This window comes from Pseudomonas koreensis, assembly GCF_012986595.1.
Classification (GTDB): domain Bacteria; phylum Pseudomonadota; class Gammaproteobacteria; order Pseudomonadales; family Pseudomonadaceae; genus Aquipseudomonas; species Aquipseudomonas koreensis.
Genome location: NZ_JAAQYM010000008.1, coordinates 156,762 through 168,705, shown reverse-complemented (window position 1 = coordinate 168,705; position 11,944 = coordinate 156,762). Strand labels below are relative to the sequence as shown.

Annotated in this window: 10 protein-coding genes; all 10 read right to left on the bottom strand. The window is 61.7% G+C overall.

Features of this window, described 5'->3' with window-relative positions:
* Positions 1-30: 30 nt before the first annotated feature.
* The 10 genes from HBN98_RS24085 to leuB all read right to left on the bottom strand — a co-directional run bounded on the left by HBN98_RS24085 (position 31) and on the right by leuB (position 11,932).
* A complete protein-coding gene (locus HBN98_RS24085; protein ID WP_045122548.1) occupies positions 31-591 on the bottom strand; it encodes a CvpA family protein in 561 nt (186 codons plus the stop codon).
* Positions 592-689: 98 nt separating this feature from the next.
* Positions 690-1,349 (bottom strand): SPOR domain-containing protein, encoded by a 660-nt coding sequence (locus HBN98_RS24080; RefSeq protein WP_064588341.1) that lies wholly within the window; start codon positions 1,347-1,349, stop codon positions 690-692.
* The gene (gene folC / locus HBN98_RS24075; RefSeq protein WP_083368475.1) at positions 1,333-2,640 is read right to left on the bottom strand and encodes a bifunctional tetrahydrofolate synthase/dihydrofolate synthase; all 1,308 of its coding nucleotides are present in this window, start codon (positions 2,638-2,640) and stop codon (positions 1,333-1,335) included. Before folC ends, HBN98_RS24080 begins: the two co-directional genes overlap by 17 nt.
* Positions 2,637-3,557: an acetyl-CoA carboxylase, carboxyltransferase subunit beta gene (accD, locus tag HBN98_RS24070; RefSeq protein ID WP_027611535.1), complete on the bottom strand. Its 921-nt coding sequence runs from the start codon at positions 3,555-3,557 to the stop codon at positions 2,637-2,639. The genes folC and accD overlap by 4 nt, the downstream gene beginning before the upstream one ends.
* 200 nt (positions 3,558-3,757) lie before the next feature.
* The gene (locus HBN98_RS24065) at positions 3,758-4,402 is read right to left on the bottom strand and encodes a phosphoribosylanthranilate isomerase (RefSeq protein WP_083368474.1); all 645 of its coding nucleotides are present in this window, start codon (positions 4,400-4,402) and stop codon (positions 3,758-3,760) included.
* 65 nt (positions 4,403-4,467) lie between these two features.
* Positions 4,468-5,292 (bottom strand): tRNA pseudouridine(38-40) synthase TruA, encoded by an 825-nt coding sequence (truA, locus tag HBN98_RS24060; protein WP_083368473.1) that lies wholly within the window; start codon positions 5,290-5,292, stop codon positions 4,468-4,470.
* 249 nt (positions 5,293-5,541) lie between these two features.
* Positions 5,542-8,181, bottom strand: coding sequence for a motility hub landmark protein FimV (locus HBN98_RS24055; protein WP_083368472.1), 2,640 nt, complete (start codon positions 8,179-8,181; stop codon positions 5,542-5,544).
* Positions 8,182-8,390: 209 nt separating this feature from the next.
* Positions 8,391-9,401 (bottom strand): aspartate-semialdehyde dehydrogenase, encoded by a 1,011-nt coding sequence (locus HBN98_RS24050; protein ID WP_083368471.1) that lies wholly within the window; start codon positions 9,399-9,401, stop codon positions 8,391-8,393.
* Positions 9,402-9,670: 269 nt separating this feature from the next.
* Positions 9,671-10,783 (bottom strand): aspartate-semialdehyde dehydrogenase, encoded by a 1,113-nt coding sequence (gene asd, locus HBN98_RS24045; protein WP_003226428.1) that lies wholly within the window; start codon positions 10,781-10,783, stop codon positions 9,671-9,673.
* Between the two features lie 66 nt (positions 10,784-10,849).
* Positions 10,850-11,932, bottom strand: coding sequence for a 3-isopropylmalate dehydrogenase (leuB, locus tag HBN98_RS24040; RefSeq protein WP_083368470.1), 1,083 nt, complete (start codon positions 11,930-11,932; stop codon positions 10,850-10,852).
* Between the last annotated feature and the right edge of the window lie 12 nt (positions 11,933-11,944).

Here is an 11,944-nt window from a genome sequence, read left to right as displayed (position 1 = left end):
CCTACTTAATGGATCTGAACTGAACAACACTCACTGGGGCGTTTTGGCCGACGGCAAGAGTTGCTCCTTGAACGGAATATCAGCGGGTACGCTGATTCCGCTGGCAAGCCACTGACTGCTCCACCCGAGAATCAGGTTTTTGGACCAGTCGGCGACCAATAGAAACTTTGGCACGAGCTGTGATTCTTTCCACCACCCGTCCTGCTGTACCGGCCCCAGGCTCAACAGCCCGACTGCCACGACCACCAGCAACACGCCACGCGCCGCGCCGAAGGCCATGCCCAGGAATCGATCGGTGCCGGACAATCCGGTCACGCGAACCAACTCGCCGATAAGATAATTGATCATTGCGCCCACGATCAGTGTGGCGACAAACATGATGGCACAGCCCGCGATCACGCGAGCCGATGGGGTTTCGATGTATCCGGCGAGGTACTCGGACAGTGAGCCACCAAACATCCAGGCAACGGCTCCTGCGATGATCCAGGTCACCAGCGATAATGCTTCCTTGACGAAGCCGCGGCTCAAACTGATCAAAGCGGAGATGGCGATGATTGCAACGATCGCCCAGTCAACCATGGTAAATGGCACAGTGCAGCCTACAGACGGATAAGGCGGCGCATTTTAGCAGAGCGCACCGCTGTCGGTAAGCTGCGATTGTCAGTGCTTTTCAATCCGGGCGATAGTTTTTAGCCACGCTCAGGCTGGAAGCGCACGACAAAACCCTTGAGGTTCTGCTGACGGCTCAAGACATCACGCAGACGATCAGCCTCGGCGCGCTCGATCAACGGGCCGACAAACACCCGGTTCTTGCCATCGGCAGAGCGGATATAGGCGTTATAGCCTTGGCTGCGCAGGGTTTTCTGCAGGGATTGCGCACTTTCACGGCTCGACAGGCTGGCCAGTTGCACCGACCAGCTGACCGACAGACCGTTGGCGTCGACGCGGCTTTGCGTGGTATCAGGCTTGGCCGGGGCTGCCGCGATCGGCTGGGCCGGCGCCACTGTCGGCTTGGTCACTGGCGCAGGTGCCGGGGCAACCGGCTTGGCGACTGGCGCAGGTGTTGGCGCTGGCGCGGGCGCAATCGGCATCGAAGGTGTCGATTGCTCGGCCACTTCGTCATCGCTCGGCACCGGTTCTTGCGGCAGCGTTTGCGGCTCCGGCACGGCCACCGGCTCAAGTTGCACTTGCGGTACGGCAGGCGCTTGCGGCGCGGCGGGCGCCTCGACGGTCACTTGACGCTGCTCGTCCTGACGGGAAAACAGCATCGGCAGGAAAATCACCGCCAGTGCCACCAGCACCAGGGCGCCAACCATGCGCTGCTTGTACGCTTTATCCAGCAAAGCCATTTGCCGCTTCCTCCGTGGAGCGCCGGGCCAGCCATTCAAGGGCCTCGGCGACACAATAAAATGATCCGAACAACAGAATCTCGTCGTCGCTGGTAGCCACTGCGCACTGCCCTTCCAGCGCCGCCGCGACACTGTCATAGGACGTGACTGAAGCGCCAAGGTTCTGCAACCCGGCGTGCAATTCACTGACCGGACGCGAACGCGGCGAATCCAGCGGCGCCACAGCCCAATGCTGGACACTAGCATTCAATTCGCCGACAACACCATCCAGATCCTTGTCCGCCAGCAAGCCGAACACCGCCAGGCGCTTGCCCACCGGCGGCCGACTGGCCAGGCGCCGCGCCAGATACTCCGCCGCGTGCGGGTTATGCCCCACATCCAGCAGCAGATTCAGGCGCTTGCCGTTGAACTCGAAGGATCGGCGATCCAGACGCCCAACCACACGAGTCGCCTGCAAGGCCGCCACGATCTGCGCTGCATTCCACGGCAAACCGAGCAGCAGATACGCCTGCAATGCCAGCGCAGCGTTTTCCATCGGCAGATCCAGTAGCGGCAAGTCGTGCAGTTCGACCGGCTGGCCTTGTGCATCAGTGCCGCGCCACTGCCAGTGCTGATCGGTGATACCGAGGTCGAAATCACGCCCGCGCAGGAAAAACGGGCACGCCAGTTCGCGGGCCTTGTCGAGCAGAGGTTGAGGAGGGTTCAGATCGCCGCACAAGGCAGGTTTGCCCTGACGGAAAATCCCGGCCTTTTCGAAGGCTACGGACTCGCGGGTATTGCCAAGGTATTCGGCATGATCGACGCCAATGCTGGTGACCAGCGCAATGTCGGCGTCCACCACGTTGACCGTGTCCAGACGACCGCCCAGACCCACTTCCAGCACCACCGCATCCAGACCGGCCTGTTGAAACAGCCAGAACGCCGCCAGGGTGCCCATTTCGAAGTAAGTCAGCGAGGTCTCGCCACGCCCGGCCTCGACCGCGGCGAAAGCTTCGCACAGCTGCGCGTCAGTCGCTTCGACGCCATTGAGCTGCACCCGCTCGTTATAACGCAGCAAGTGCGGAGAATTGTAGACACCAACGCTCAGGCCCTGCGCGCGCAGCAACGAAGCCACGAATGCGCAGGTCGAACCCTTGCCGTTGGTGCCGGTGACCGTAATCACCCGAGGCGCCGGCTGGCCCAGCCCCATGCGGGACGCTACCTGTTGCGAACGCTCCAGCCCCATGTCGATGGCCGATGGATGCAACTGCTCTAGGTAGGCGAGCCACTCGCCAAGGGTACGCTCGGTCATACGTTGGCAGGCACCGGTGGAACAACGATTGGCTCGACTGGAGCCGCGACGTAGGTCGGTGTCGGCTGGCCGGTCAGTTGTGCCAGCAGATTGCCCAGACGCGGACGCAGTTCACGACGATCAATGATCAGGTCGATTGCGCCGTGCTCCAGCAGGAATTCGCTGCGCTGGAAGCCTTCCGGCAGTTTTTCACGCACGGTCTGCTCGATCACGCGTGGACCGGCGAAGCCGATCAGGGCTTTCGGCTCACCGACGATCACGTCGCCGAGCATCGCCAGACTGGCGGAAACACCGCCGTAGACCGGGTCGGTCAATACCGAGATGAACGGAATGCCTTCTTCACGCAGACGCGCCAGCACTGCCGAAGTCTTGGCCATCTGCATCAGCGAGATCAGCGCTTCCTGCATCCGCGCACCGCCGGAAGCGGCGAAGCAGATCATCGGGCAACGGTTTTCCAGAGCGTAGTTGGCGGCGCGCACGAAGCGCTCACCGACGATGGCGCCCATGGAACCGCCCATGAAGCTGAATTCGAATGCCGACACCACCACCGGCATACCCAGCAGGGTGCCGCTGACGGAGATCAACGCGTCTTTTTCGCCAGTCTGCTTCTGTGCAGCGACCAGACGATCCTTGTACTTCTTGCCGTCGCGGAATTTCAGACGGTCAACCGGCTCCAGATCGGCGCCCAGTTCGTTGCGGCCTTCGGCATCCAGGAAGATGTCGATGCGCGCCCGTGCGCCGATGCGCATGTGGTGATTGCACTTGGGGCAAACGTCCAGGGTCTTTTCCAGCTCAGGGCGATACAGCACAGCCTCGCAGGACGGGCATTTGTGCCACAGACCTTCAGGCACCGAGCTCTTCTTGACCTCCGAACGCATGATCGAAGGGATCAGTTTGTCTACTAACCAGTTGCTCATGCTTTCTTTCTCCAGTACCGGCGGCCCGAACGCTCTGGTTCGCAGCCCCGCGTATGCCCTTCAGCTAAATTCATGTGTGTGGCGATGGTTGGTGGAACCCCGCGGTCAGCGCGAAACATGACCTGCGTGCAACTCCATAAACCCTCAGCCGCGCCTGCTTTGTGCAAGTGCATTGATGGACGGCGGCAGACTGCCAGCCGTCACATCGAAGTAGGCGCTCCCATTGAGCTTCTACGTACGGCATCGATGAACGCACGGATCTTCGCATGATCCTTGATGCCCTTGCTCGCCTCTACCCCACCGCTGACGTCGACCGCGTACGGTTTGACCCGGGCCACGGCGTCGGCGACGTTTTCCGGCGTGAGCCCGCCGGCCAGGATCAGCGGCTTGCTCAATTGCTGCGGAATCAATGACCAGTCGAACGCCTCGCCGGTTCCGCCAGGCACGCCTTCGACATAGGTGTCGAGCAGCACGCCACTGGCGCTCGGATAGGCATCGACGGCGGCCGCGATGTCGTCACCGGCCTTGACCCGCAACGCCTTGATGTACGGACGGTGCCAGCCTTCGCATTCGTCTGCGCTTTCATCGCCATGGAACTGCAGCAGATCCAGCGGCACGGCATCGAGAATTTCCCCCAACTCGCAGCGGCTGGCATTGACGAACAGGCCCACGGTGGTCACAAACGGCGGCAGGGCGCGGATGATCGCCCGCGCCTGCTGCGCACTCACCGCCCGTGGACTCTTGGCGTAAAACACAAAACCGATCGCATCGGCCCCGGCTTCGACCGCTGCCAACGCATCTTCTATGCGGGTAATCCCGCAAATCTTGCTGCGAACGGCTGACATGTCGATAAAAACCTCAAGGCAAAAACCGGGAAAGTCCCGGATGGTAACAAAAGCGTCCGGGGGCGTCAGCCGTCAAGGCCCGAGAAACCCGTAAGGAAATGTGGCCCGATGAAACGCTCGGGCAACGGGAACTCGTCGTGGTACTCGACCTGCACCAGATACAGACCGTACGGATGCGCCGTCACCCCGCCGGAGCGCCGCTCGCGGCTCTCCAGCACCTCTTTCATCCATTCCACCGGGCGCTCGCCGGCACCGATGGTCATCAATACACCGGCAATGTTGCGCACCATGTGGTGCAGGAACGCATTGGCACGGATATCGAGCACGATCATCTTGCCGTGACGGGTCACGCGCAGGTGGTGCATTTTCTTGATCGGTGACTTGGCCTGGCACTGGCCGGCACGGAACGCACTGAAATCGTGTGTGCCGATCAGGTACTGCGCGGCCTCGGCCATGCGCTCGACGTCCAGCGGACGATGGTTCCAGGTGATTTCTTCGTTGAGATGCGCCGGACGAATCTGATCGTTATAGATCACGTAACGATAGCGGCGAGCAATGGCCTTGAAGCGCGCATGAAAATGCGCCGGCATGACCCGCGCCCAACTGACACTGATGTCGTGGGGCAGATTGATGTTGGCGCCCATCACCCAGGCTTTCAGTGAGCGATCGACTGGCGTGTCGAAATGCACCACCTGCCCACAGGCATGCACCCCGGCGTCGGTGCGGCCGGCGCACTGCAGCGAAATCGGCGAGCTGGCGACTTTCGACAAGGCTTTTTCAAGCTCTTCCTGCACCGTTGCGACACCCGTCAACTGACGCTGCCAGCCACTGTAGCGCGAGCCTTTGTACTCGACGCCCAGTGCCACGCGGTAAAAGCCTTCGGGGGCCATTTCGGCGACCGGGTTATCTATGTTTGCCAAGGTGGGACAGCCTGCTGATCTACAAAGGCGGGCATTATAAGGCCGTGAGTCGGGGATGCCAGTTTCGAGATCAAAAGATCAAAAGATCGCAGCCTTCGGCAGCTCCTACATGAGATCGCGTTCCTTTGCAGGAGCTGCCGAAGGCTGCGATCTTTTGATTTTAAAAAACAAACAAAAACGGCAGCCTCACTGGGCTGCCGTTTTTGATTTAGCGCTGAATCAAGCCAGGTGCGAAAGCATTTCCTTGGCCTCGCCACGCTGCTTCTCGTCACCCTCGGTCAACACTTCGTTGAGGATGTCGCGTGCGCCATCGTTGTCGCCCATGTCGATGTAGGCCTGGGCCAGATCGAGCTTGGTCGCCGCTTCATCAGTGCCGGCGAGGAAGTCGAAATCGTCTTCGCCCAGATCATCGCCCATGGCCGCATCGGCTTCGGTGAAGGTTGGTTCGGCAATGCTCTGCGACAAGCGATCCAGCTCGGCGTTGACGTCATTCAACTCGGCGGCGAACGCATCCGGTTCGGCCGGGTTGGTGTCCATCTCGTCAGCCAGCGACAGATCGAAATCCGCCGGCAGCTCCAGATCGTCCTGCGGCACTTCGTTGACTACCGCAGGCTCGACTGGCGACAGGTCTTTCACGCCTTCGTCCAGATCCAGCAGGAAGTCATCGTCCGCCAGGTCTGTCGCAGGGGCTGGCGCCGGTTCGGCACCCAGGTCCAGATCCAGGTCGAAGTCCGACAGGTCGTCGAGGTTATCTTTGATCTCGGTCTGCTGCTGCAGCACCGATTCAAAGCTCAGATCGTCGTCTGCCGGGAATTCGTCCAGCTCTACGGGTGCTTCAGGCCCAACCACAGGGGCAGGTTCAACCGGGGTGATGTTGTCGAGGTCGTCCAGGCTCAGGTCGAACGCGCTGTCCAGATCGTCTGCCACCGGAGCCGGCTCGGGTGCTGGCGCCTCTGGCTCGTCGAGCAGCAGGTCCTTGACGTATTGCGCATCCAGCTCGGCAGCGACTGCCGCTGCGGCCAGACCCGCTACCGCGACGACGGCCATGGCCGGGAAGCGCTTCTTCAGCTCTTCGACCTTGGCGAAGTTGTCGCCGTTGGCCACCAGCTGACGCTCCTGAGCGACGAACGCATCGCGGTCGCCCTGCTGGCCGTAGACTTCCATCAGCTTCAGGCGCAGATCGCTGCGTTGCGGCTCAAGGCTGACGCCCTCTTCCAGCAGCGCGGCGGCCTGATTCAGGCGACCGGCGTTGATGTGCGACTGAGCCTTGTCCAACACGTCATCAGAACGCTCGGCGGCCGGCGCAACCAGTGGCGCGGCAATCGGCTCAGCCATCACCACCGGCGCGACCACCGCAGCCGGAGCAGGCGCTGGCGCCGGGGTATTCAGTTTGACGCTGGCCGCCGGCACTTCCAGGCCTTCGAAGCTGCTTTCCGGCAGATCCTGCTCGGCGGAGAACTCTTGCTCTTCAGCCAGGGCACGGGCCATGCGCAGGTGCTTCTCGGCTTCCTGCTGGGCTTTGCGGCGACGGGCCAGCAGCAACAGCAGGAGCAGCAGCACCACCGCACCGCCACCGATCAGACCCAACAGGATCGGATTGGTCAGCAGTTCGTTGAAGGTCTTGTCTTCGTCGACAACCGGTTTGGGCGCGACGACCGGGGTCTCGGCAGGCGTGTCGACCGGTGGCGCAATTGCCGATTCCGGGGTTGGCGCCGCTTCTGCCGGGGTCGCTGGCGGAGTTGCGGCCAGTTCGGCGGTGATCGCCGGCACCGCGGCGTTGGCAGCTGGCGCAGCGGCGCTACCGTCAGCCTGCATTTTCGCCAGTTGGTTGTTCTTCAGTTCGATCAGGCGTTGCAGTTTGTCCAGCTGACTTTGCAGATCGGCCATGCGGCTTTTCAGTTCCTCGTTGTCACGACGGGTCGTGTCGAGGCTTTCCTGAGTCACCGCCAGCTTGTTGCTCAAGGCCTTGGCATCGCCGGCCGGACCTTTGCCCCGCGCCTTGGCGCTTTCGGCGGAGACCAGGCTCAGATTGTCTTTGGCGCTCTGGCCGCTACCAACATTGCTGCGACCACGCTTGGTGGCGTCGAGCTGTTGCTGACCGGTGCCTGGCTTGGCCACATAACGACGGCCCTGACGCCAGGCTTCGTTCTGCGCGGCCACTTCGGCAATCGCCTTGGACTGCGGCAGCGCGGTGCTTTCCACCGAGTCCGGCAGACGCAGCACCTGACCGGTTTTCAGCCGATTGATGTTGCCGTCGATGAACGCATCCGGGTTCAGCGCCTGAATCGCCAGCATGGTCTGCTGCACCGAGCCGCCAGTGCGCGCCTTCGCGGCGATTTCCCACAGGGTATCGCGCGGCGTGGTGGTGTATTGATTCGGGTGGGTGGCACCGGTGGTCGGCGCAGTGATGGTCTGCGACGGCGCCGGTTGCGCGGCGGCGTCAGCGGTCTGCGGCGAGAACTTCGACGGATCCAGCAGCACGCTGTAGTCGCGCAGCAGACGGCCGTTGGGCCACATCACCTGCACGAGGAATTTCACCATCGGTTCCGACAGCGGCTTGCTCGAAGTCACGCGCAGCACGCTTTTGCCGCTGGCGTTGAGCACCGGGGTGAAGGTCAGATCGTTGAGGAAGGCCTGGCGATCGACGCCGGCCTTGGCGAAATCTTCCGGCGAGGCCAGGCTCGGCACCACTTCGGCAGCGGTGAGATCCTTGACGTCGAGCAGCTCGATTTCGGCCACCAGCGGCTGGTTCAGGGTCGACTTCAGGGTCAGCTCCCCGAGCCCGAGGGCATGCGCCATACCGGAGGACAGCGCCGAGGCGGCCGCTATTGCTAACACCAGTTTGCGAACTTGAACCATAGCCTCATCCTTTGTTTGAACGTTCCTCGGCCAGCGAGAAGATGTTGATTGCCGCTGCCGTAAGGCATTGCGCGCGACGACGACAGACTGCCGCGCGCGATCATTTCTTTGATGCCCCGGAAAGTCCCGGAGGGTGACACGTTATCAAGTGCTCCGGGCAAGCATAGCGCTCACCTAGAATCAGTCGACAAGTTGTTGCCAAGTATCTTTTACAGCAGGTCTTTTATCAACAATTCAGCGACCTGCACAGCATTGAGCGCTGCCCCTTTGCGTACGTTATCTGACGTCAGCCACAGATTAAGTTCCGACGGGTCGTCGATGCCGCAGCGCACGCGACCGACATAGACCACGTCCTGCCCTACTGCATCACCCACCGCCGTCGGGTAATCGCCCGCTTCGACCAGCTCGATACCGGGTGCGTCTTCCAGTGCAGCGTTGACCTTTTCCAGGTCGACCGCGCTCGCTGACTGCAAGGTCACGCTATAGCTATCGCCAAAAAACACCGGGGCTTGAACGCAAGTTGCGGAAATCTTTAATAAAGGCTGTGCCAGCACCTGACGCAACTCGCGCACCAGACGTTTTTCCAGCAGCGTGTGGCCGTGGGCGTCCGGGGTGCCGACCTGAGCCAGCAGGTTGAAGGCCATCTGCCGATCGAAGAAGGTCGGCTCCAGCGGACGCATGTTCAGCAGCTCGGCGGTCTGCCGCGCCAGCTCGGTCACGGCTTCGCGACCTTGTGCGGAGACGGCCAGATTGGCGGTGACGTTGACGTATTGCAGCTCAAGCAAGTCGAGCAATGGCGCCAGCACCACCGCCAGCGTCGTCGCCGACGGGCTTGGGCTGCTGACCTGGAACGGCGCTTTCAGACCGGCGATAACCTCGGCGTTGGCTTCCGGCACCACTTGCGGCGCCTGCTCGGTAGGCAATGCGCCAGACAGGTCGATCAACGAGCAACCGGCCGCGTGGGCGCGTGCCGCGTAGCTCAGGGAGATGGCCGGGCCGGCGGCGAAGAACACCAGTTTGACCTTGCTGAAATCGAACTCGTCGACTTCGCGCACGCGCACGTTCTTGTTGCGGAACAGCACTGAACTGCCCGCGGATTCGCTGCTGGCCAGCAGGTGCAGGTTGCCGACCGGGAAGTCGCGCTCTTCGAGAATCTGTACGAGGGTTTCGCCGACAGTACCGGTGGCGCCGACGACGGCAATATCAAGGGTCTGGGTCATGGTTCTACCTCTGGCGAAACGGGGGGAGCGGCACTTTACCGGGTGACTGCCGCACAGGCAATTTCTGCCGGGGATTTGCGATGCCTGTACCGGCTGATCGCGAGCAGGCTCACTCCTACAGGGGTGGGGTTGCACACAAAAATTTGCCTCATACCGATCATTGTAGGAGTGAGCCTGCTCGCGATGAGGCCAGACCAGACAACCAAAAATTTCAGACATAAAAAACCCGCACCTCCTTCAAGGCACGGGTTCTTTCACAACTCAAGCGATCAACGCTCCAGCAGGATCCGCAGCATGCGACGCAGCGGTTCGGCCGCGCCCCACAGCAGTTGGTCGCCGACGGTGAAGGCACCGACGAATTGCGAACCCATGTTCAGCTTGCGCAGACGACCCACCGGGACATTCAGGGTGCCGGTGACCTTGGTCGGGCTCAGCTCCTGCATGCTGATGTCGCGGTTGTTCGGCACCAGTTTGACCCATGGGTTGTGCTGGCTGATCAACCCTTCGATATCAGCGATCGGCACGTCTTTGTTCAGCTTGATGGTCAGCGCCTGGCTGTGGCAACGCATGGCGCCGATGCGCACGCAGATGCCGTCGACCGGGATCGGGCTCTTGAAGCGGCCGAGGATCTTGTTGGTCTCGGCCTGGGCCTTCCACTCTTCGCGGCTCTGGCCGTTCGGCAGTTCCTTGTCGATCCACGGGATCAGGCTGCCGGCCAGCGGTACGCCGAAGTTCTCGGTCGGGTACGCGTCACTGCGCATGGCTTCTGCGACACGACGGTCGATGTCGAGGATCGCGCTGGCCGGATCGGCCAGTTGATCGGCCACCGCAGCGTGGGTGGCGCCCATCTGCTTGATCAGTTCACGCATGTTCTGCGCGCCGGCACCGGAGGCCGCCTGATAGGTCATGGCGCTCATCCACTCGACCAGACCGGCCTCGAACAGACCGCCCAGACCCATCAGCATCAGGCTGACGGTGCAGTTGCCGCCGATGTAGTTCTTGGTGCCCGCGTCCAGTTGCTGGTCGATAACCTTGCGGTTGACCGGATCGAGAATGATCACCGCGTCATCGTTCATCCGCAGGCTCGAGGCCGCGTCGATCCAGTAACCCTGCCAGCCGGCTTCGCGCAGCTTCGGGAACACTTCGCTGGTGTAGTCGCCGCCCTGGCAGGTCAGGATCACGTCGAGGGTTTTCAGCTCTTCAATGCTGTAAGCGTCCTTGAGCGGAGCAATGTCCTTGCCCACGGACGGGCCTTGGCCACCGACATTGGAAGTGGTGAAAAACACCGGCTCGATAAGATCGAAATCCTGCTCTTCCAGCATCCGCTGCATGAGCACGGAACCGACCATGCCGCGCCAACCGATCAGACCTACACGTTTCATCGCAACTACACCTTCTTGAAAAGTGGGCCGCTGCTTTGTATTGAATTTCGCAGCGGGCCCGAGAGATTACAGATTCCGCAGCGCGGCGACTACTGCGTCACCCATTTCCTGCGTACCGACTTTAGTGCAACCGGCCGAATAGATGTCACCGGTGCGCAGGCCTTGATCCAGCACCACGCTGACCGCCTTCTCGATGGCATCGGCCGCATCGTGCAGATTGAAGCTGTAACGCAGCATCATCGACACCGACAGAATGGTCGCCAGCGGGTTGGCAATGCCTTTGCCCGCGATGTCCGGAGCCGAACCGTGGCAAGGCTCGTACATGCCCTTGTTGTTCGAATCCAGCGAGGCCGACGGCAGCATGCCGATGGAACCGGTGAGCATCGACGCCTCGTCGGACAGGATGTCGCCGAACAGGTTGTCGGTGACGATCACGTCGAACTGCTTCGGTGCGCGCACCAGTTGCATGGCGGCGTTGTCGACGTACATGTGGCTCAGTTCGACTTCAGGGTAATCCTTGGCGACCTGCTCGACCACTTCACGCCACAATTGGCTGGAGGCCAGCACGTTGGCCTTGTCCACCGAGCACAGCTTCTTGCCGCGAACCATGGCCATGTCGAAACCGACGCGGGCAATGCGGCGGATTTCGCTTTCGCTGTACGGCAGGGTGTCGTAGGCCTGACGCTCGCCGTTTTCCAGGGTGCGGGTGCCGCGTGGCGCGCCGAAGTAGATGCCGCCGGTCAGCTCACGGACGATCAGGATATCCAGACCGGCAACGATTTCCGGCTTCAGGCTCGAAGCGTCGGCCAGTTGCGGGTAGAGGATCGCCGGACGCAGGTTGCCGAACAGGCCCAGTTGCGCACGGATTTTCAGCAGACCGCGCTCAGGGCGGATGTCACGCTCGATGGTGTCCCATTTCGGGCCGCCCACCGCACCCAGCAGCACGGCGTCGGCAGCACGGGCACGGTCGAGGGTTTCGTCGGCCAGCGGCACGCCATGCTTGTCGATGGCGGCACCACCGATCACGTCATGGCTCAGCTCGAAGCCCAGGCTGTACTTGTCGTTGGCAATGGTAAGAACCTTGACCGCTTCGGCCATGATTTCCGGACCAATGCCATCACCTGGGAGAATCAGAATCTGCTTGCTCATGCTTTCCTCGTG

Excerpts from the sequence above, each read along its gene's own strand:
- asd (WP_003226428.1), bottom strand. The coding sequence starts at position 10,783 with ATGAAACGTGTAGGTCTGATCGGTTGGCGCGGCATGGTCGGTTCCGTG.
- HBN98_RS24065 (WP_083368474.1), bottom strand. The coding sequence starts at position 4,402 with ATGTCAGCCGTTCGCAGCAAGATTTGCGGGATTACCCGCATAGAAGAT.
- leuB (WP_083368470.1), bottom strand. The coding sequence starts at position 11,932 with ATGAGCAAGCAGATTCTGATTCTCCCAGGTGATGGCATTGGTCCGGAA.
- HBN98_RS24080 (WP_064588341.1), bottom strand. The coding sequence starts at position 1,349 with ATGGCTTTGCTGGATAAAGCGTACAAGCAGCGCATGGTTGGCGCCCTG.
- accD (WP_027611535.1), bottom strand. The coding sequence starts at position 3,557 with ATGAGCAACTGGTTAGTAGACAAACTGATCCCTTCGATCATGCGTTCG.
- truA (WP_083368473.1), bottom strand. The coding sequence starts at position 5,292 with ATGGCCCCCGAAGGCTTTTACCGCGTGGCACTGGGCGTCGAGTACAAA.
- HBN98_RS24055 (WP_083368472.1), bottom strand. The coding sequence starts at position 8,181 with ATGGTTCAAGTTCGCAAACTGGTGTTAGCAATAGCGGCCGCCTCGGCG.
- HBN98_RS24050 (WP_083368471.1), bottom strand. The coding sequence starts at position 9,401 with ATGACCCAGACCCTTGATATTGCCGTCGTCGGCGCCACCGGTACTGTC.
- folC (WP_083368475.1), bottom strand. The coding sequence starts at position 2,640 with ATGACCGAGCGTACCCTTGGCGAGTGGCTCGCCTACCTAGAGCAGTTG.